The sequence below is a fragment of the Marivirga salinae genome, assembly GCF_030503855.1.
GTDB lineage: Bacteria > Bacteroidota > Bacteroidia > Cytophagales > Cyclobacteriaceae > Marivirga > Marivirga salinarum.
Genome location: NZ_CP129971.1, coordinates 2,026,675 through 2,046,326, shown reverse-complemented (window position 1 = coordinate 2,046,326; position 19,652 = coordinate 2,026,675). Strand labels below are relative to the sequence as shown.

Here is a 19,652-nt window from a genome sequence, read left to right as displayed (position 1 = left end):
AAAGATAATGGAATCTTACAGCGATTGAAAATATAAGTTATAAGCTTACTAATTTATTTATAAGATTGTAGCTTTGCGATTTCCTGAAAATTTTAATTATAAAGAAATGAGAGTAATCACAAATATGCTGGCTCCTAAGGAATATGAGAGCAAAAATGAGTCAGGCAATATCTTAAATATTGATATGTATGACGCCAAAAGCAAGGACTATTTTTCTCCAATGGAAAGTCTCTTGGCTGCCTTAGCTTCGTGCGCATCGGTAGATTTAGTGGAAATGATTAAGAAAAGAAGGAAAAATCTAATGGACCTTCAAGTTGAGACCGTAGGAAAAAGAAGAGAAGAACACCCGAGGGCATATGAAAGTATCCATATGATTTTTACCGCTACATCAGACAATTTAAAGGAAGATGAATTTATGAAATTGGTTGAATTGGCAGCGGGTAAATATTGCTCTGTTTCTGGTACTCTAAATGTTAAAGCAACATATGAAGTGGTGATTAAAGAGATATAAAAACAAAAGGCTTTCTTAGAAAGCCTTTTGTTTTTAGGTTACTAAACCTGTTTTATAATCTATTTTTTGATATTCTTCTTTACTCAGCTTCAAATCCCTTCTTGCATTTTGAATTTCTGGCCTAAAAAAAGAACTGTAAAGCAATAGACCTGTAAATAGCCCCATCAATCCACTATGATAAGTCATTGCAAATACAGCAACAGTAATGATTTGATAAATGGCTAAACCTATATATTTCACTAAAGTGGCACTTTTATATTTACGCATTTTAGATATTAATTCCTCTTCTTGTGCAGCCAATTTATATTGCCTATTCGCTAAAAGATGAAGGAATAAAATTTCAATAATAGCTAAAATCACAACTATACCTACCACGATATCCTCTATATCTGCAGGAATACCTAGTAATTTTGCATTGCCATTTTCAGCCCTTAAAAATACCACAGCAAAGAGAAACAATGGTGCTGCTAATAAACCATAATAGGTCATTTGTAATGATTGAAAAAATGATTCCCAATACTTAAAATCTGTTTTTTGGTCCATAAATTAATTCAGCTTTTACTCTGATGCAGAATCCAATAATTTTACTGCTGATAAGCCTAAGTGATCAACTAGAATTTTTTTGTACTCTGTAGTATTTTTATATCCTCCGTTTGCATTAAAAAACTCTTCAATAATTGGTTGCCAATCACTTGATTTTGGCATTACAAAAGCAAACTCTTCAGAACCCTCATCTCCTACTTTATGTCTTTTCAATGGTTTTCGTTCCTTTACGGCTGATAAATAAAAAGCCAAATCCAAATAAGACATTGACTTCTTGTCAGATAATATCTTATCCAAAACATCAGGACTTGAATTCACATAGCTTATTTTCAGCTCAGGATAATAATTAGATTTTAGATTATTAATACGTTTTTCATTTAGAGTTCCTTTTGCCGTGTAAGCTGTAAAACCCTTAAATTTTTGTGGTATTTCATCCATGGATTCCAAAGATGGAACACTACTATGCGTAACTAAAATAGCAAAGTTGGTGATAAAGGGCGGACTAAATAAAATTTCGCTTTTCCTAGCTTCTGTCACAGTAATGTTTCCCAAACCGAAAACACCATTTTGACTGTTTTTAACTCCATTATACATGGCGCTAAAACTACTACCATTTCCTAAAAAACGAGCATTCAAATTAATACCATGATTTTGTCTAACATATTGTAAAAAATCATTCATGATATCAACACAAACTCCTGTCAATTTTCCACTTTGATCTTTATACACAAATCCTGGAGTTTCCACATAAGTGAAAGTAACCGTTCCATTGCCAGCTGCTTTTGCAGTTGCATAGTTATCTCCTGTTAAATTTTGAGATAATACAGCACTACTTAAAAAAAAGAAAGTAGCCGTAAAAAATACAATTTTAAATTGTTTCATAATTTTCAGTTTAGGGTATTAATTCCACTTAAATCAATTAGTAAATAAAAACATTAGTCTTTAGGATTCAAATTTTCTTTTGGTAAAGCGTAGTTTGGCGCTAAATTTAATGCACTATTAAAGTATTTTTTTGCAGATTCCTCATCTCCCTGTCCTCTTGCAATCATTCCTTGTAAGTTTTTGATGACGGCCTTAAAAGGAACTTCAATTTCATTTCCATTCTGGTCTTTCGCATAAACCCGACTGCCTTCAACTATTCTTTTACCCAACAATAACTCTGAATTAATCATAGCGTCATCATATTTTTTCAGGTCATATTGTTTTTGAATTACTTCAAATAATACAAAGCCATCATCAGAAATAGTATAAAGCTTTTGATACATTTTCAAGGATTGATCCAAAGCACCTAATTGATCCAAGCTTTTAGCACTGATTTGCAACATCATTTGATTATTTGGATTATTCTTCAAAGCATCCCTGCCCACTAAAGCTGCAGATGCAAATTGATTAAACTCAAAATACATATAGGCCAATGAATCTAGGTATGAGGTATTATTTGGCTCTAAAATCAGTAAATCATATATAGCATTTTTAGCAACAGCAAAATCATTGTATTTAATTGATCTACTGTACTTCTGCTTAGCTCTTTCAATTTCAGCTTCATTTTGAGCTGTTAAATCAAAATTAAATACCAATAGTAAAGCAAAAACCGACAGAACTATTTTTTGAGTAAAATTTCGCATATTCATTTTTTTATATTAATGTGTTTACTAATACTGTGCCAATTAATTTTTTATACAGCTTTTAAATTAAGTTTTCGACCAATGCCAAGCATAAATTCATAGGCTTCTTCCTTATTATTTTGAATTTTACCATCCAAAATCGCCTCTTTTATTTCACTTTTAATAATTCCAATCTCTTTGCAAGGGGATAAATCAAAAGCCTTCATGATATCTTCTCCACTAATGGGAGGTTGAAAATTCCTGACTTGGTCATTTTCCTCCACTTCTTTCATTTTCTGCTCTACCTTATCAAAATTAGCTCGAAATTGCTTGACTTTATTCATGTTCTTTGAGGTGACATCCGCACGGCAAAGGGTCATTAAATCTTCAATATCATCACCTGCTTCAAAAAGTAATCTTCGAACTGCATTATCTGTGATATTATCCCTGACTAAAGGGATCGGTCTTAAATGAAGTAATACGAGCTTTTGCACATACTTCATTTTTTCGTTCAGTGGCAGCTTCATTCTCTTGAAAATTTTAGGCACCATTCGAGCACCTTTATCTTCATGGCCATGGAATGTCCATCCTTGCTTCGGATTAAATCTTTTGGTTGCAGGTTTTGCAATATCGTGTAAAATGGCCGCCCATCTCAACCAGAGATCCCCACCATATTCCGCTGTATTATCTAATACCTGCAAAGTATGATAGAAATTATCTTTATGCTTAAATCCATTCTTTTCCTCTACGCCTTGTAATTCTATCATTTCCGGAAAGAATTTATCTAACAATTGAGCATGATAGAGTAGTTTAAAACCATAAGAAGGTTTCTCTGTTAAAATGATTTTATTCAATTCATCTGTAATGCGTTCAGCGGAAATAATCTTTAATCTTTCAGCATTTTTAATAATGCTATCAAAAGTTTTAGGAGCAATATCGAAATTCAATTGAGCAGCAAAACGAATTGCTCTCATCATTCTCAAGGGATCATCTGAAAAAGTAACATCTGGCTCTAATGGTGTTTTAATTAGCTTTTTCTTTAAGTCTTTTACTCCACCAAAAGGATCAATTAGCGCTCCATAATTTTCCTCATTTAAACTTATAGCTAAAGCATTAATCGTAAAATCCCTTCTATTTTGGTCATCTTCAAGGGTTCCTTCCTCCACTATGGGTTTGCGGCTTTCTCTTTGGTAAGATTCTTTTCTTGCGCCAACGAACTCCAGTTCCAAATCTTGATGATGGATACTGGCAGTTCCGAAATTTTTAAATACTTGAAATTTCTTCTTGGAACCAATATTGGCAGCTACTTCTTTAGCTAATTCTATTCCGCTCCCCACGCATACAAAATCAATATCTTTTGATGGTCTTTTTAAGATTAAATCGCGTACATACCCACCTACTACATAGGCTTCAATCCCAAGCGATTGTGCGCTTTTTTTTACTAACTCAAAAACTGGATGTTGTGCAAGAAGTGCAGAGAAATTCATTATTACTACTTAGGATGATGTTTTTACCAAGTATTGAAAACTCAATAGAATAAATAAAGGCTTCGTATTAAGTGATCGTAAATTTAGTATAATTTGATGATAAGAGTATGAAATTGAGAAGTATTTTAAGCTTAAATTATACTTTTTTAGAGATTATTTGATGTGGAAGAGTTTGGCGTTAGGTGGATCTTCTTATTCAAGGGATAAGCCATCATTATATTTTAATTGAAAATTAAAATGGATAGATTCCTGCCTTTGCAGGAATGACGGTCTTTTCTAGCCTTTAAGAAAAAAACACAAGCAATTTATCTGTGGTATACTGTTCCAAATTAATTAAAGAAATCTAATCAGTGCGTCATTCCTGCGGAGGCAGAAATCTTGCCCTATTGAATCGAAGTTTCAATAAAAAAAATAGCTTCACCAATAATGGCAAAGCTATTTATTAAATGATCTAAGAATATATTTCTTAATTCCTTCTATTTATTTCATCGCGGATTTTAGCGGCTTTCTCATAATCCTCACTTTGAATCATTTTATCCAACAACTCATTCAATTTATCCATCGGCATATTTTTCAATTTGTCGAAATCGGATTTTGAGGTTGGAGTTGATGACGATCCTGGTGAAGATGATTTTTCAACCGGCTTTTTCAACTCAGAAATATCTTCGTCTTCTTTCTCGTCTGAAAGTACTATTCCTGCCTCCGACATGATTTTCTCATAAGTGTAAATAGGTGCATCAAAACGAATACCTATTGCAATGGCATCGGAAGGTCTACTATCTATTTCTACCGTTTCCATGCCGTTATCGCAAACGATTTTGGCAAAAAACACACCTTCTTTCAAATCTGAAATCACAATTTCTTTTACTGTGTAATTAAAACTGTGTGCAAAGGATTTGAATAAATCATGTGTCATAGGTCTGTTGGGCACAATCTTCTCTATTTCAATAGCGATAGCTTGTGCTTCAAACATCCCAATGATAATCGGAAGTCTTCTACTACCAGGTGTTTCACCTAAAACTAAGGCAAAAGAACCTGATTGCGACTGACTAGACGATAAACCTAATATTTCTAATTTGATTTTATCCACAAGTGAATTTTAGTTTTGTGCTGCTTTTAATGCTTCAGTTAACTTAGGAACTACTTCAAAAGCATCTCCTACAATACCATAATCTGCTGCTGAGAAGAACGGTGCTTCTTCATCTTTGTTAATCACTAAAATATATTTAGATGAATTCACTCCCGCTAAATGCTGAATAGCTCCAGAAATACCAATTGCAACATACAACTGAGGAGAAACTTTAACTCCTGTTTGTCCTACGTGCTCATGGTGAGGTCTCCAACCGATATCAGAAACTGGTTTTGAACATCCAGTAGCTGCTCCCAAAGTTTTCGCTAAATCTTCTATCATTCCCCAGTTTTCAGGTCCTTTCATTCCTCTACCACCTGAAACTACAATTTCTGCTTCCGGTAATAAGATTTCACCTTCTTGCTTATCTTGAGAAGTGATTTTTACTGCGAAATCAGCATCATCCAAAGTTGGCTCAAAAGCTTCAACTGAAGCATCTCCCCCATCTTCTTTCAACTCTACAGCATTTTTCTTGATACCAATGATTTTATTTTCTGTGGTCATTTCCACATTAGCATAAGCTTTACCCGTATAAATACTTCTTTTCACTGTAAATCCGCTCGAAGTATCAGGTAAATCAGCTACGTTAGAAACAAATCCTGCTTTCAATTTAGCTGCAATTCTAGCAGCAACCGGATCACCTAAAGAAGATTTAGCAAGAACTAAAGTTTTCGCTCCTTCTTTTTCCATTGCTTGTGCAATTACCTTTGCATATGGCTGAATTAATCCTTTCTCTAATTTCTCGTCTGCAGCGTGCAAAACTTTTGAAGCTCCTGCTTTTCCAGCCACTTTCAAAACTGACTCATCTACTGGACCTAAAGCGATTGCCGTTACATCCTCTCCCATTGCCGCAGCATAAGATACTGCCTCAAGAGATGATTTTTTAATTTCGCCTTCTGCGTGTTCTATAAATACTAATATTGACATTTCTTTCTAATAATTTCGTTCAACAATGATTAATCGACTTTTCAGTTATTAAATAACTTTAGCCTCGTTTTTCAACAATTTCACCAACTCCTCTACATTGTCGGCATCAATCATTTTCACATCTCCTTTAGCAGGCGGCAATTCGTATTTCTGTAATTTCACCGCTTCAGAAGAATCTGATGGAGCTACTACCTCTAGCTTTTTACTTCTAGCAGACATGATTCCTCTCATATTAGGAATTTTCCATTCAGCAATTGGCTCTTGGCATCCTGCAATGAAAGGTAATTCTAATTCTAAATATTCTTTACCTCCTTCAATCTCACGAGCTAACTTAGCAGTTTGTCCTTCGATATCCAATTTCATTACTGGAGAAATAGCGGGCAAGCCTAATAATTCACCTACCATTCCGTGCACCATACCACCATTAAAATCAATGGATTCTCTACCCATCATGATTAAATCATAACCAGCATCTTTTGCATGGTTTGCTATTTGCTCTGCTACAAAAAATGAATCCGTTGGTTCAGCATCAATTCTGATAGCATCATCAGCTCCAATTGCTAATGCTTTTCTGATAGTAGGTTCTGTTTCAGCACCCCCAACATTTAATACGGTAACTGTACCTCCAGTAGCTTCTTTTAATTCAACGGCTCTTGCTAAAGCGTAATCATCATATGGGCCAATGATGAATTGTACTCCGTCTGAATTAAATTTTGTATTATCATCCTTAAAGGAAATCTTTGCCGTTGTATCTGGCACATGCGTTATGCAAACTAATATTTTCATAAAATATATTGAGTTTATGGTTCATTGCCTAAAACACTTTTTGTTGAAGACAATTTGAAGATTTATAAAGTATAACTGATATTAAAGCCCGAAGTTAAGTATAATTGAAAAAAATAAAAACTGAATCCGACTAATGAATGAAGATAGAATAGCACAACTTCAAAAATTTCGAGAAGAATCTCCCAATGATCCCTTTATAATCTATGCTTTGGCTACAGAATTTAAAGAAGAAGTACCACAAAAAGCCAAGGAACTTTTCGATGAACTGCTAGAAAAGCATGAAAACTACATCGGAACTTACTATCATGCAGCAGCTTTATATGCAGAATTCTTTGATAGAGATAAAGCGGAAGAAATTTACCAAAAAGGAATTGCGCTTGCTCAAAAAAATGGTGAACATCATGCTCTGAGGGAATTACAAAATGCTTATATGAATTTTCAATTTGAAGAGTAGTGTGATGAATTAATAATTAGTAATTAAGAATTACCGCTCTTGAGTAGGTAACTTACATTGCGCCCTCTTTCAAGTGTTTTCAACTTAAAATTTTACATGCGATGCAGGCAGCCGACAAGGTAGTTGTATACGTGAATGAAATACAATCTATAGTGAGTAACTAATACTTTTTATTCTTTACATTTTTTTATGACAAATAAGGTACTTAATCGTTGCAAATCAATTAAAAAATTGAATTATAATTACAGTTAAAATCACATAATTTTCATTTCCCTTATCCTCATAACTTTAAATTGATTATTAGAGTTAAAAACAATACAAGTGTCACCTATTAAACATTTCATTAAGAACAAATTCTTTTTCTTAGGGCAAATAAATTATAAACTATGAAACTCAGCAGCTATCAATCACAACTTAATAAAGAAAATAAAACAGATTTCAGCGGTTTAAAAGCCGTTTTTATCAATTGTACTTTAAAGAAATCACCTGAAAAATCGCATACCTCTGGACTGATAAGTATGTCTGCACAAATCATGGAAGATAATGGGATTCATGTAGATATCATCAGAGCGGTTGATCATGATATAGCTTTTGGGGTTTACCCTGATATGACCGAGCATGGTTGGGATAAAGATGACTGGCCTGCCATTCAAAAAAAGGTAATGGATGCTAATATTTTAATAATTGGTACACCTATCTGGTTGGGAGAAAAATCCTCGGTTGCCACTCAGGTGATTGAAAGACTATATGGCTTTTCAGGGGAAACCAACGAGCATGGGCAATATGCTTATTACGGAAGAGTAGGCGGCTGTTTGGTGACCGGAAATGAAGATGGCATCAAACATGTTGCCATGAGTACTTTGTATGGTTTGCAGCATTTGGGCTATGTAATTCCTCCACAAGCAGATGCAGGATGGGTAGGTGAAGCAGGACCAGGTGCATCCTATATGGATGAAGGAAGTGGCGGGCCTGAGAATGATTTTACCAATAGAAATACCACTTTCATGACTTGGAATTTAATGCATATGGCTAAAATGCTGAAGGATAATAATGGAATTCCAGCACATGGCAATCAAAGAACGGAATGGGATGCTTCAACACATAAAGACAACCCGAATCCAGAGTATAGATAATTTTAAAAGATTTAAGATAATAGAAAAAAAATTACAGATGAGAAACATAAAACACAACTCACTAATAATACTGACTTTCTTCATATTTGCTTTCTCTGCAAATGCACAACATAAAACCGTGGAAGAAGTAGAAGGAAAAGCGGTAGGCGAAACTGTTGAAAACTTTATTGCTACAGATGCTGATGGCAATACATTCAATTTAAAAACTTCCTTGAAAGAAGGCCCTGTAGTTTTACTGTTTTATCGAGGTCAATGGTGTCCAGTGTGCAATCATCACCTAAGTCAGTTGCAGGAAAACTTAGATTTAATAAAAAACAAAGGTGCTAAAGTGATAGCAGTTTCACCTGAAAAGCAGGAGAATCTTCAAAAGACAAAATCTCAAACAGGAGCTGAATTCACTTTGCTTTACGATAAAAATTACAAAATCAGTGAAGATTTCGATGTGGCCTTTGTCCCAAAAGAACAATTGATTGAGCTCTATGACACTCGCCTGGATGCTGATTTAGAAAATGCACATTCAGACAATTCAAAAAGAATTCCTGTACCTGCAACTTTTATCATTGACCAAGATGGAAGAGTTGCTTGGAGACATTTCGATAGAGACTATAAAAAAAGAGCAAGTGCAGAGGAAATAATGAAGGCTTTAGACAAAATATAAAACAATATAATAATTGTTACATAACAGTCCTCAAAATTTTTCGAACTTTGCCTGTTTGGAAATTAATTATCAATGGATAATATAAAATTAGGACTTAGAGAAAACTGGAAGCAGTTTACATTATTGGTGATCGTCAACGGTTTTGTTGGCGGTATGGTGGGGATGGAAAGAAGTATATTCCCGCAATTTGCTGAAGTGGAATTCGGGATTGCATCCAAATCGGCTATTCTGACTTTTATTACAGCTTTTGGTATTAGTAAAGCCATTGCCAATTATTATACAGGAAAATTGGCCAATAAATTTGGTAGGAGAAATCTCCTCCTCTTTGGATGGTTATTGGCAATCCCTGTTCCTTTCATGCTGATTTATGCGCCAAGCTGGACATTCGTCATAATCGCTAATATTTTGTTAGGATTAAGTCAGGGATTGACCTGGAGCAGTACTGTAGTGATGAAAATTGACCTAGTAGGCGAAAAAGACCGAGGATTCGCCATGGGATTAAATGAGTTTGCCGGATATTTCGCTGTAGGTATTATGGCTTTCATCACAGGTTATGTTGCGAATAGTTATGGCATCACACCCTATCCTTTTTACATTGGAATCTTCCTTTCAATTGTAGGTTTTCTTTTAACATTACTTTGGGTGAAAGATACCCGAGGTCATGTAAATAAAGAAAGCGGGACTGACATAACCGTGCATTTGAAAAATATCTTTTTAGAAACCACTTTCAAAAACAAAACCTTAAGCTCTGTCACGCAGGCAGGTCTAATCAATAACCTGAATGACGGGATGATATGGGGGCTTTTACCGATGGTGCTTTTTTCATTGAATTATGACAATGAAAATATTGGTATAATCACTGCTATCTATCCTACCGTCTGGGGAATTGGTCAGTTATTTACCGGTAAAATGTCCGATCATTATTCCAAAAAAGGGATGCTGTTCTGGGGTATGCTAATGCAAGGTATTGCTATACTGTTTATTCCGTACAGCAGCAGTTTTACCGTTTTAGCGGGCTTATCTGCCATTTTAGGTTTGGGAACTGCCTTGGTTTATCCTACTTTTTTATCCACCATTGCACAGGCAACCAGTCCACAACAAAGAGCTGAAAGTGTGGGTACCTTTAGGCTTTGGAGAGATTTAGGGTATGCATTTGGTGCTATCATTTCAGGGGTAATGGCTGATTTATTTGGGATAGAATATGCGATTCTAACTATTGCAGGGCTGACTATTATGTCTTCTTTAATTATCAAATTCCGAATGCCGGCCAACATCAAGCAAACAAAGGACTGCCTAGAACCAGAGGAGCTAAAAGAAGCATTAAATAAAAATGAAGCTATTCAAATTATAGATGTTAGAAATAAGGATGAATATGAAACTGCTCATATTCCAGAGGCAATCAATATTCCATTAGGTGAGCTAAGTGAAAAAATCTCAACATTGGATAAAAACACCTATTATGTAACAGTTTGTGGAAAAGGCGGTGGGCGCTCAGCTGAAGGAGCTAAAACATTAAAAGAAGCCGGTTTGAGTGCTATTTGGTTATGTGGTGGAACGAATAAGTGGTTGGCCTGATGTTAAAAAAAGCGTCTGACGGTTAGTTATTGTCAGACGCTTTCTCATTAACAACAATCTTTGTTTTGTTGAATTGGAGGACAATCCACTGTTCCATAACTACAATACACACAGCAGTCGCCAGCTTTTGGCTTCAAAACTGTTTTACAATTTTCACACTCATAGAAGAATTGACAAGCATCTGTTGGCATTTCTTCTGTTTTTTCGTGCCCACAATTGGGACATTTTATCGTTGATTCTAATATTACTTCCATTTCTAATTAATTTATTTAAGCAACTTCTTAAATATAAAAGCCAAAAAAATACTATTTCTGACTGATTACTATATAACCTGTGCCGTTTATCACAGCCTCAATCTCCTCGCTGCTTACTTTTGATTTATCATATTTTACTGTGGCATCAGCATCTTCATAACTCGCATCTACTCCCACTATGCCGTCCAATTTGTTGACATCATTTTCTACGTGCGAAGCACAGCTATTACAGGTCATTCCTTTAATTTCGAAAGTGGCAGTTTGCAGATTATCACTTTCTACCACAATCGTCTGTTTTTTATCCTGAGAAGAATAAAACATATCGGCATATAAAGGGAAAGCCATCATCACTACGGCAAAAACAGTTACAATTCCGAGAAACTTCTTGCTTTGCCAAAAATTCGATTTTTCACCTTCCTCGCACGCACAAGCTATCTCCTCCTCAGTTCTGGGCCTCAAATTTTGATACCAGGCAAATGCTAAAACCAATATGGTCACTCCTATCAGAAAAGGTCTTAAAGGATCTAACCATGAAAAAGCAGAGGCGATACCGGATGCACCTGAAACCAGGGCTAAAACCGGGGTAATACAGCATAGAGATGCTGTAATTGCCGATACTAATCCTGCACCTAATAATTTGTTGTTACTATTAGAGTCAATATTTGAGTTTTCTTTCGAGTTCATATCAATTCTTTTTGGTCACTAACTCTAATTTCCTTAAACAAGGGTTTTAGAAGCCCTAAATGCTCTTCATTAATAGAATAAAAGATTGTTTGCCCGCTTCTCTTTCCTGTTATGATATTTCGGTCTTTCATTTTCCTGATATGCTGAGATATTGCTGGAATACTCATTCCTAAAATATCGGAAAGATCACATGGGCATAATTGACCTTCTTGCTCTAAAAGGTATAGAATTTTCAATCTCACCTCATTGCCAGCCAAATTCAGAATGCTACTTAGCTTACCAAATGATTCATTATTTTCTTCCAGATTTTCCTTGCATTGTTGAATTTGCACCTCATCAGCCAATACCCTTATACATGATTGATTTTTATCCATGATTATATTGTTTGCTATTTCATGACTCATTCAAATTTAATTAATTTTATTATTTAAGCAAATACTTAAATATAATTTTGAAACTGTCTGAATGAAATCTTCTTGAAATCCAGGGTCTTACAATAATTAGGGAAATCAGGTATTATTTGAAGAGATGGATTGAAACATCAATCAGTTAGAAATTAAAAAAAACATTTACCACCCCACATACTCAGGCGCCTCAATATCATTCATGCGCAAATAAATAATGGATTGTCCTAAATGGTGAATTGCATGACTTCTAATCAGGTAAAATATATTCATTTTGGTCATTTCAGTTCCCTTAAACATTACTTTTTGAGAAAGCACTGAAGGTTTTGTGCTTTCAATTAAATCTGCCACATAGCTAAATGCTACATCTGAAATCTGCAAAACCTGCTTTTTGCTAAGCCCTTTTATCTCATCTCTTGAATAAAAGTTTTTGTACTCTCCAGTAATATGACGGCATAGAAAACTGATATTTCCTACTATGTGCAATTGCTGTTCTTTAAAACTCATGCCATCCTGATAAACTTTAAAATTATAAAGCTGCTCTGGCATAGATTCCGCAATCGTTCGGGAATAGGCAGTAGTTCGTTCCCAAACCTTGGGATATTCCTCTTGAAAATAGTCTTGTGCTTTTCCTTCCATTATGGTGAAGGAAAAAGTTAGTAGAAGGCAAATTCCTTTTATAAGATTTTTCATGTCAAATCAATATTGCGGGTAAAAGAATAATTAAAAATGAAGGTATGAAAATTTAAGACAGATTTATTAAGTCAAACAAATGCAATTCTCATTTTCAATTAGAAAGACACCAGGAAAATCAACCTAAATACTCCGCTATTTATTTTTAAGTGAATTATATTATGACATTTACACTGTACTTTATTTTATCAAAAAAAGAAAGAATAAAAAAAGGGCCTCATTAAATCAATAAAGAAGCCCCAAATTACAACCTAAAATTCTGAAAATAATATTAATTACTATTAAGCATACTCTTCAACCATTTTTTCATTTTGCTTATTAACAAGCTCTGTTGAATTCAACTTTCTCCACATAAAATCTCCGTCATACACATCGGTTATTTCTCCATCATCATTCATGGCCAGAAGAAAAATCCATTGGTTATCACAAAGATTCCTTACTGATTCATGTTTTTCCAAAATTTTGATCATGGCTTCTTTAGGTGCATTAATTACGACACTTAATCGTAATGGTTCATGTTGATAGTTCACCCCATCATGAATAGATTGCATGGGCAGCCCTGATCTTAAATCTCCTGCAAATCCTTCTAAAACACCAATTCCTGAAGTCACATTATGTAAAGTCTTATTTCCTGATCCAAAATGTTTATTATCCACTGTGGAGGCATAATATTGTAGGTTTATCCAGCTAGTCACAATCATTGGTGCGGTCATTATAGCTTCCAAGACCTTAAACCCTTGATCATCCTTCCAATTATAAGAATGTAAAAACGAACGCCCTTCCAGGTTAACTCCTTTGGTTATGGAACGAGGCGCCACCACAAAAGAAGAACATCCTGCTAGTCCCCACTCTGGCCTTACTTGCGACCAATCTTTGGCTCTTAATTTTATAAATGAATCAACATCCTTTCCATCTCTCATATTCATTCTTAAAATCCTTTCAGCACGTGTAGCTTTTCCAGCCTTTGATATTCTGTCCTTAATATTTTCTAAATCTTCCTGATGAGAAGAAGGAACTTGACTTGTATTAAAAAGAGAGACTTCATCAGTGGTGGTATCATGCAGACAAGCTAAGAAATAGGTAGAGTCAGGGATGATAATCTTTTGTTCAGCAAGTTGCTTTCTTACTTCATTATCATTTAAGATAATGGAAGCCACTTTTGCATTGGCCTCACCTGATTGACCAGCACAAGCACCACAATCCAAACCAGAAGCATGTGGGTTATTGACTGAAGTAGAACCATGACCTACTATCATCACAACTCTTGCAAAATTTTCTGTTAATGACATTGCCTGAAGGGCTCCTTTTGCCATATTAACTCTGTCTGCCAGAGGAATTCCGGTATTCAATTCATCTGGACTGCTGTCGATATCCATCGATAAATTTTCTTGCTCTTCCTTACTTAGTCCATTTTTTTGTGGATGCGGCACGGGTCTAGTAATCCCAAAAGAATCGGTAAAAAGTTTAGGCAGTAAAGACAATCCAATAGGACTTACAAAACCAAAAGAACTGATAGCACTTGATTTGAAGGACTTCCATGAGAAATGGAACAATCTGTTAAGTTTTCTTCTTAAAACTACTTTATCATTTTGATTCTTTTCAAGCAACTGCTCCTTTACAGTATAGCCTGAAGGAATTAAAGCTGGACATTGGTCATATCCTTGATCGTGGCCAATTTTCCTTACGTTTATTGGGAAACCAAAGAAACCAGCAAAGCCCAAAGTATCAATTTCAGGTGCCACTGATTCCAGATTTCTACGATAAACTTCTGACCTAACATCAATACAGAAAACAGCCTGAACTTTAGGTTTAACTATTTCTAGATTGGAAGAATCTTTTTTCTTAAACTTTTTGATTAATCGCCTTTGGGCAGTTAAGTCATAAGCATTTTGTAATATAATTAAATCCGATAAGTCCGAATGATGGATTTCTGAATCATTAAATTTAAGCATTTCCAGCTTTTCCTTTTTCCACTGGCTTTCCAAAACCGGGTTTTGCAGTGCATTAAAAATCCCATATTCCCAGCAGATTAAAACACTTAAGAATTCACTTAATCTTTCCTCTTCGCGACCGTATCGCTTAGCATCCCAATCAAAATGCGCAATGTAAGATGACCAACCTCCTACCTTTAGCAATAAACTGTGTAAATAAATTGGCAGAGCCTTCTCCTCCACTTCCAAATGATGAAGTGCAATAGTTGCGGCTTCAATATGATTATCTGGTAGCTCTTTTATCAGCTTATGGAATCCTTTTAGCCCCATCAAAGATGGTGATCGATTCGTTTCTGCTTCAATTTTCCAAGCGGAAAATAAATCTATAGTTTGCCCCTCAGAATTCCACTGACTTTGAGCTTCATCAAAATAAGAAGCCGCCCATGAAGAAATACAGTCTAACATGAAATCGGGCCAATTGGCAGTGCTTATTTTCTTAGCCAGTTCTGCAACCGTATTAATTTGAAAAGTACTTAAACTTTTAAATTCTTTCCTTTTCAGTTCTTCAATAAATGATTTTGCACTTCTATTTTCATGGGGGAATTTTTGATTTAATGCTATTTCTAAATCCTCCATCAATATCTTCTCTTGCTCTATAATATCCAAATAGTAGCTTAGCGGCATAGTTGTCTTGATACCTGCAGTAAAAGATAATCGTTGAGCAATGGATTCGAAAGAATGATCACTCAAACCCAAATAAGGGTTTACAGCAACAAAATTCTCCAAAGGCCATAAAGGTGCAATTTTTTTAGAAGCTTCATTTAAGGTCTTACTTATTGAAGTTTTCATTAAATTGATTTCAGAATCCTTGATTTTATTTAACATTTCAAATTGTTTAAATACACAAAAATTGTTTTTAAATAAATAGTTAAAAATCACTATACTTATTCATATCCTTTCATGATTCCAGGTTTAGAAGCTTTCACATAAAGGGCTCCTACCAAACGGTCATATAGTACATTTGCATAGAGACCATTTCTAAAATGAATGGCCCATTTCCTCCAAATAGTGGAGTTTTTCATAAAAGGTGAAAAAATTTGAATAAGCACCAATCCTGCAAAAACAATCAACCAAAAAAACAATAAAATTACTACTGCAGTAGAAGGTTGCATAATTACGGGGATTTGGGATTTCAAAATGGCGCCCATTAGCGTTTCCAAACTGAAAAATGCAAAGGCAACAAGAGCAGCCATTAAGACCACTCTTGGAATCAACCTCCTGCTTTCATAAGAATCTAAAGCAGTACCTATTAATAATGATAATCCCATCACTATAATGCAGCTTATCACCAATAATGACAATTCCTCTATTGGGTTAATGCCCCAAGCATATGCCATTATTCCAAAAATTGTAAAAGCAAGCCCTATACTTGTTAAAAGCACAAGTGGGTTAGCTTTTCTTGCTGGCAGCGATATTTTGGATGCTTTTTTAACATCAATAAAACTACCCGAAGAAAGAAATGCATGCGCTTTATAGAAAGAATGTGCCACCAAGTGCAACATGGCTGCAGCATAAATTCCAAATCCACAAAGCAATAAACTAAAACCCATGTGAGAAATACTGGAATAACCAAGAGCTGTCTTCACCGAAGATTGAGTCATATAAGCAATGGAGCCAAATATGGCTGTTATACCACCAAAAATAATCAGTAGTAGAGGCGCATAGGTGGTTTCCACCACTATAAATGACATTCTTGCCACTAAAAATGGGCCAGCATTCAATAAACCTGCATGCAGTAATGCAGAAACAGGAGTTGGTGTTTCCATTACTTCTACAAGCCATGCATGAGTTGGAAATAAAGCGGATTTTAAGATAGCCGCCAACACAATACAAATAGCCGCTAATTCTATTTTAAATGGGACATTGTTAGCAAAACTTTTTATTCCGGTTATGACTTCTTCTAAATTTCCTGTACCGAATTGGTTAAAAATCAAGATAACAGCAGCTAGTAGGAATAAATCACTCAATCGGGCCGCAATAAATTTTTTCCTGGCTGCCAGTTTAGATCTGCGTCTTTCAGAATAAAAAATAAGTAATCGATGCAAAGAAATACTTGTGAGAACCCAAGAAATCCACAGTAAACCTACATTTCCTGATAGCACCAACAATTGTACGGAGGCAATAGTAGCGGCTAATCTCCCTATAAAAACCCCTTGTCTATTATCGCCATCCATATAATTGAAACTAAACCGCATCACTATAAAAGAGATGAGATTAATCATGGTAAAGATCAATACACTTAAAGCATCTAATCGTATGGATAATCCAAGACCATTATAGCCTATACTATTGCTCTCCAATAATCCATATTGATATACCATCACGGCAGAAAATATGGCCATAAGTACACCTGCATAAATGGAGATTTTACTTACCCATATCAATTTTTTAGGCCTTAAGCCGCTCATAAACCATGATAAAATGGCGATAAGTGTAAATAAAAGTGGCGATAGAAAAACCGTGCTTATGATTAGTTCTTTGGTCATGATTTACAGTTTTAAATTAATTCAATGGTGATGGTTGAATCGATTTTAAGCATTTTGCCTTCTTCTTTGGCAGTATTAATTAATTCCATTATTGATTTTCTACTTTCCTTAAGCTCCTCTATTCTTTTCAAAGAATTTTCATCTGGTTTTTCATATCTTACTTGTGATCTAAAATTCCTCATATTATGAAAATTGATTTTCTGAGTAATGAAATTTGAAATAATCTCTTTTGCTTCCTCAGCCGAATACTCACCTCTTAGTAGGTCTTTTTCTTGCTTGTTAATTAAAACTTGTTCCATAATTTTTATTGTTGTTTAATGTTTTATGAAATTATTTACACAAATTTGGCAAACATTTTTCATATATTTTTATTTATATATTTAATGTAAACCATAAAATATTATTATGCATTACACTATACATCAGCTACAGATATTTTTAAAAGTGGTCCAAAAACAAAGCATCACTAAAGCTTCGGAAGAACTATTTATGTCACAGCCAGCAGTTTCCATCCAGCTAAAAAACTTTCAAGATCAATTCGACATACCATTATATGAGGTTGTAGGAAGAAAATTATTCATAACAGATTTCGGTAAAGAAATTGCCCTAATTGCGGAGCGTGTAATAGAAGAATTGAATAATATAAATTATAAAACGGAGGCCTATAGTGGAATGATGACAGGAAAACTGAAAATTTCTTCCGCCTCCACAGGAAAATATGTAATTCCTTTTTTCCTTGAAGAATTCTTGTCCAAAAACTCTGGAATTGATTTGGTTTTAGATGTTACCAATAAAACTAAAGTAATTCAAAGCTTAAAAAATAACGAAATTGATTTCGCCCTTGTAAGCGTAATTCCTGATTTATTAGATATAGAAGAAGAACTCTTAATCGATAATAAATTATATTTAGTGAGTAGCGAAGCACAGCAAAATGAAAGTATGCCTTTGATTTACCGGGAGGAAGGCTCTGCCACAAGAAGTGCGATGGAACACTATTATGGAACACATAATTCAAAGTCTAGAAAGAGATTAGAGCTTACATCTAATGAGGCTGTAAAACAAGCCGTTATCGCAGGATTAGGTAATTCTATTATGCCTTTAATTGGGATTAAAAACGAATTATTAAATAAGCAACTATATATTTTACCTACTGAGGATTTACCAGTAACAACGAAATGGAGATTAATTTGGCTAAAAGGAAAAAGAATTTCACCCGTTGCTCAAGCTTATCTGGATTTTATAAGACTTAAGAAAAATGAAATTCTTGATGAGAAGTTTCAATGGTATCAGGAATATAAATGATTAACTCCATTACTTTCTCTAATATCAAATAAAATCGTCAGCCGTTTTATTCCATTCATCCCATTCCATTATTTCCGTCAGTTCCTCGTTAATAAAGTCAATTTCAAAAAACTCTGGATCAAAAACATCTCCTTCCATAAAGCCATAAAAATCCATTAATTCGTCTTTATCAGGTTGGGTATTTTCATTTATAATTTTCAAGAAGTGCAAATAACCATCTACTCCACCTATATCTTCAGGTGGGCAAGCTTTTTTTCCATCTAAACAAACTGGAGTACCACTATATAATTCCAAGTCCTTTTTAGTAGGTTTTTGGAAACTTATTTTATGCCACCAATCATCTCCGAAATCATACCAATACCAAAACGATTTTCCACCCGTGATCTCATGAAATTCATTTAACTTGACTTTATCTGCTTTTATTTCCTTAGGTCCTGATAAAAATGGTAAATCTTCAATTGGTAAGCCTGCCTTAATTCTAGCTGTAGATCCTTTTTTATCTGTAAATGTGAATAAATGTGCCATCATCCAACCCATAGCTTCTTGGCAAACCAAATGAAGTTGAAGCATATTAATGAAGGAGGGTACTAAAACTATTCTATATATATCCGTATGCTCCAAATGGATTTTGAGCTTGTAGGGGTCAGGATACATAGGTACTATTTTCACTGCGCAAACATTTTAATTAATAAAGTTAAAGAATTAAAATTTGATTTCAGATTTCATTCCCCTACATTTGTTGAAGAATTATGGTTTCTGTTGGATTTCATTCCTTCAGAATTAAAAGGGAATTCGGTGCTTGGTTTTAATTTTTGAGACCAATATTCCGAAACTGTCCCCGCAACTGTAAGTCCATTTTTAATTGAAGTGCACTACCCTTGCCACTGTTAGCCTTTCGGCTGATGGGAAGGCCGCAACTTCAACGGACGAGTCAGGAGACCTGCCATAGCTCATAACTATTTTCGACTTTCGGGTGAAAGGTCAGGAATGTACGAAAGCTATAAGCTAACTTTTTTACATCTGATTTTGAC

The 19,652-nt window shown here is 34.7% G+C and carries 20 protein-coding genes, 2 pseudogenes and 1 riboswitch; of the genes and pseudogenes, 7 read left to right on the top strand and 15 right to left on the bottom strand.

Annotated elements, in window-relative coordinates; genetic code table 11:
* Positions 1 to 106 precede the first annotated feature (106 nt).
* Entirely contained in the window at positions 107 to 511 is a 405-nt protein-coding gene (locus tag QYS49_RS08700; protein ID WP_308351404.1) for an OsmC family protein, read from the top strand.
* A 33-nt stretch (positions 512 to 544) separates the two neighbouring features.
* Here the strand turns inward: QYS49_RS08700 and QYS49_RS08695 are convergent, their stop codons facing one another.
* The 7 genes from QYS49_RS08695 to QYS49_RS08665 all read right to left on the bottom strand — a co-directional run bounded on the left by QYS49_RS08695 (position 545) and on the right by QYS49_RS08665 (position 6,987).
* Positions 545 to 1,054, bottom strand: coding sequence for a hypothetical protein (locus tag QYS49_RS08695; RefSeq protein ID WP_308351403.1), 510 nt, complete (start codon positions 1,052 to 1,054; stop codon positions 545 to 547).
* 15 nt (positions 1,055 to 1,069) lie between these two features.
* Positions 1,070 to 1,936, bottom strand: a complete 867-nt coding sequence (locus QYS49_RS08690) for a substrate-binding periplasmic protein (protein WP_308351402.1) — start codon at positions 1,934 to 1,936, stop codon at positions 1,070 to 1,072.
* Between the two features lie 53 nt (positions 1,937 to 1,989).
* A complete protein-coding gene (locus tag QYS49_RS08685; protein WP_308351401.1) occupies positions 1,990 to 2,679 on the bottom strand; it encodes a tetratricopeptide repeat protein in 690 nt (229 codons plus the stop codon).
* Positions 2,680 to 2,729: 50 nt separating this feature from the next.
* The gene (locus QYS49_RS08680; RefSeq protein ID WP_308351400.1) at positions 2,730 to 4,145 is read right to left on the bottom strand and encodes a CCA tRNA nucleotidyltransferase; all 1,416 of its coding nucleotides are present in this window, start codon (positions 4,143 to 4,145) and stop codon (positions 2,730 to 2,732) included.
* Between the two features lie 466 nt (positions 4,146 to 4,611).
* On the bottom strand, positions 4,612 to 5,235 hold the full coding sequence (locus QYS49_RS08675) for a bifunctional nuclease family protein (protein ID WP_308351399.1): 624 nt from the start codon (positions 5,233 to 5,235) through the stop codon (positions 4,612 to 4,614).
* A gap of 9 nt (positions 5,236 to 5,244) precedes the next feature.
* Complete coding sequence (locus QYS49_RS08670) at positions 5,245 to 6,201, bottom strand: electron transfer flavoprotein subunit alpha/FixB family protein (protein ID WP_308351398.1); 957 nt, start codon at positions 6,199 to 6,201, stop codon at positions 5,245 to 5,247.
* Positions 6,202 to 6,249: 48 nt separating this feature from the next.
* The gene (locus QYS49_RS08665; RefSeq protein WP_308351397.1) at positions 6,250 to 6,987 is read right to left on the bottom strand and encodes an electron transfer flavoprotein subunit beta/FixA family protein; all 738 of its coding nucleotides are present in this window, start codon (positions 6,985 to 6,987) and stop codon (positions 6,250 to 6,252) included.
* A gap of 133 nt (positions 6,988 to 7,120) precedes the next feature.
* Here QYS49_RS08665 and QYS49_RS08660 point away from each other — a divergent pair, with 133 nt between their 5' ends.
* The 5 genes and pseudogenes from QYS49_RS08660 to QYS49_RS19080 form a co-directional block, all read left to right on the top strand.
* On the top strand, positions 7,121 to 7,441 hold the full coding sequence (locus QYS49_RS08660) for a tetratricopeptide repeat protein (protein WP_308351396.1): 321 nt from the start codon (positions 7,121 to 7,123) through the stop codon (positions 7,439 to 7,441).
* Between the two features lie 386 nt (positions 7,442 to 7,827).
* Positions 7,828 to 8,574, top strand: coding sequence for a flavodoxin family protein (locus QYS49_RS08655; RefSeq protein WP_308351395.1), 747 nt, complete (start codon positions 7,828 to 7,830; stop codon positions 8,572 to 8,574).
* Between the two features lie 37 nt (positions 8,575 to 8,611).
* Entirely contained in the window at positions 8,612 to 9,232 is a 621-nt protein-coding gene (locus QYS49_RS08650) for a peroxiredoxin-like family protein (protein WP_308351394.1), read from the top strand.
* Between the two features lie 72 nt (positions 9,233 to 9,304).
* A pseudogene (locus QYS49_RS08645) lies at positions 9,305 to 10,534 on the top strand (MFS transporter); the annotation flags it as partial.
* A gap of 9 nt (positions 10,535 to 10,543) precedes the next feature.
* Positions 10,544 to 10,807 (top strand): annotated as a pseudogene (locus tag QYS49_RS19080) (rhodanese-like domain-containing protein); the annotation flags it as partial.
* Positions 10,808 to 10,854: 47 nt separating this feature from the next.
* On the opposite strand, the gene QYS49_RS08640 reads toward QYS49_RS19080, so the two are convergent.
* The 7 genes from QYS49_RS08640 to QYS49_RS08610 form a co-directional block, all read right to left on the bottom strand.
* On the bottom strand, positions 10,855 to 11,061 hold the full coding sequence (locus tag QYS49_RS08640) for a GDCCVxC domain-containing (seleno)protein (RefSeq protein WP_308351392.1): 207 nt from the start codon (positions 11,059 to 11,061) through the stop codon (positions 10,855 to 10,857).
* 51 nt (positions 11,062 to 11,112) lie between these two features.
* Entirely contained in the window at positions 11,113 to 11,745 is a 633-nt protein-coding gene (gene merTP / locus QYS49_RS08635) for a mercuric transport protein MerTP (protein WP_308351391.1), read from the bottom strand.
* Positions 11,742 to 12,119, bottom strand: coding sequence for an ArsR/SmtB family transcription factor (locus QYS49_RS08630; protein ID WP_308351574.1), 378 nt, complete (start codon positions 12,117 to 12,119; stop codon positions 11,742 to 11,744). The genes merTP and QYS49_RS08630 overlap by 4 nt, the downstream gene beginning before the upstream one ends.
* A 195-nt stretch (positions 12,120 to 12,314) precedes the next feature.
* On the bottom strand, positions 12,315 to 12,842 hold the full coding sequence (locus QYS49_RS08625; protein WP_308351390.1) for a DinB family protein: 528 nt from the start codon (positions 12,840 to 12,842) through the stop codon (positions 12,315 to 12,317).
* A gap of 281 nt (positions 12,843 to 13,123) precedes the next feature.
* The gene (locus tag QYS49_RS08620; RefSeq protein ID WP_308351389.1) at positions 13,124 to 15,658 is read right to left on the bottom strand and encodes a YbcC family protein; all 2,535 of its coding nucleotides are present in this window, start codon (positions 15,656 to 15,658) and stop codon (positions 13,124 to 13,126) included.
* 59 nt (positions 15,659 to 15,717) lie between these two features.
* A complete protein-coding gene (locus QYS49_RS08615; protein WP_308351387.1) occupies positions 15,718 to 17,319 on the bottom strand; it encodes a proton-conducting transporter transmembrane domain-containing protein in 1,602 nt (533 codons plus the stop codon).
* An 11-nt stretch (positions 17,320 to 17,330) separates the two neighbouring features.
* Complete coding sequence (locus QYS49_RS08610; protein WP_308351386.1) at positions 17,331 to 17,618, bottom strand: hypothetical protein; 288 nt, start codon at positions 17,616 to 17,618, stop codon at positions 17,331 to 17,333.
* 106 nt (positions 17,619 to 17,724) lie between these two features.
* Here QYS49_RS08610 and QYS49_RS08605 point away from each other — a divergent pair, with 106 nt between their 5' ends.
* Positions 17,725 to 18,621 (top strand): LysR family transcriptional regulator, encoded by an 897-nt coding sequence (locus QYS49_RS08605; protein WP_308351385.1) that lies wholly within the window; start codon positions 17,725 to 17,727, stop codon positions 18,619 to 18,621.
* Between the two features lie 24 nt (positions 18,622 to 18,645).
* Here QYS49_RS08605 and QYS49_RS08600 read toward each other — a convergent pair whose 3' ends face one another.
* The gene (locus tag QYS49_RS08600) at positions 18,646 to 19,290 is read right to left on the bottom strand and encodes a plasmid pRiA4b ORF-3 family protein (RefSeq protein ID WP_308351384.1); all 645 of its coding nucleotides are present in this window, start codon (positions 19,288 to 19,290) and stop codon (positions 18,646 to 18,648) included.
* A gap of 64 nt (positions 19,291 to 19,354) precedes the next feature.
* A riboswitch (cobalamin riboswitch) is annotated at positions 19,355 to 19,583 on the top strand.
* Positions 19,584 to 19,652: the final 69 nt, after the last annotated feature.

Excerpts from the sequence above, each read along its gene's own strand:
- QYS49_RS08700 (WP_308351404.1), top strand. The coding sequence starts at position 107 with ATGAGAGTAATCACAAATATGCTGGCTCCTAAGGAATATGAGAGCAAA.
- QYS49_RS08695 (WP_308351403.1), bottom strand. The coding sequence starts at position 1,054 with ATGGACCAAAAAACAGATTTTAAGTATTGGGAATCATTTTTTCAATCA.
- QYS49_RS08690 (WP_308351402.1), bottom strand. The coding sequence starts at position 1,936 with ATGAAACAATTTAAAATTGTATTTTTTACGGCTACTTTCTTTTTTTTA.
- QYS49_RS08685 (WP_308351401.1), bottom strand. The coding sequence starts at position 2,679 with ATGCGAAATTTTACTCAAAAAATAGTTCTGTCGGTTTTTGCTTTACTA.
- QYS49_RS08680 (WP_308351400.1), bottom strand. The coding sequence starts at position 4,145 with ATGAATTTCTCTGCACTTCTTGCACAACATCCAGTTTTTGAGTTAGTA.
- QYS49_RS08670 (WP_308351398.1), bottom strand. The coding sequence starts at position 6,201 with ATGTCAATATTAGTATTTATAGAACACGCAGAAGGCGAAATTAAAAAA.
- QYS49_RS08665 (WP_308351397.1), bottom strand. The coding sequence starts at position 6,987 with ATGAAAATATTAGTTTGCATAACGCATGTGCCAGATACAACGGCAAAG.
- QYS49_RS08660 (WP_308351396.1), top strand. The coding sequence starts at position 7,121 with ATGAATGAAGATAGAATAGCACAACTTCAAAAATTTCGAGAAGAATCT.
- QYS49_RS08655 (WP_308351395.1), top strand. The coding sequence starts at position 7,828 with ATGAAACTCAGCAGCTATCAATCACAACTTAATAAAGAAAATAAAACA.
- QYS49_RS08650 (WP_308351394.1), top strand. The coding sequence starts at position 8,612 with ATGAGAAACATAAAACACAACTCACTAATAATACTGACTTTCTTCATA.
- QYS49_RS08640 (WP_308351392.1), bottom strand. The coding sequence starts at position 11,061 with ATGGAAGTAATATTAGAATCAACGATAAAATGTCCCAATTGTGGGCAC.
- merTP (WP_308351391.1), bottom strand. The coding sequence starts at position 11,745 with ATGAACTCGAAAGAAAACTCAAATATTGACTCTAATAGTAACAACAAA.
- QYS49_RS08630 (WP_308351574.1), bottom strand. The coding sequence starts at position 12,119 with ATGGATAAAAATCAATCATGTATAAGGGTATTGGCTGATGAGGTGCAA.
- QYS49_RS08625 (WP_308351390.1), bottom strand. The coding sequence starts at position 12,842 with ATGAAAAATCTTATAAAAGGAATTTGCCTTCTACTAACTTTTTCCTTC.
- QYS49_RS08620 (WP_308351389.1), bottom strand. The coding sequence starts at position 15,658 with ATGTTAAATAAAATCAAGGATTCTGAAATCAATTTAATGAAAACTTCA.
- QYS49_RS08615 (WP_308351387.1), bottom strand. The coding sequence starts at position 17,319 with ATGACCAAAGAACTAATCATAAGCACGGTTTTTCTATCGCCACTTTTA.
- QYS49_RS08610 (WP_308351386.1), bottom strand. The coding sequence starts at position 17,618 with ATGGAACAAGTTTTAATTAACAAGCAAGAAAAAGACCTACTAAGAGGT.
- QYS49_RS08605 (WP_308351385.1), top strand. The coding sequence starts at position 17,725 with ATGCATTACACTATACATCAGCTACAGATATTTTTAAAAGTGGTCCAA.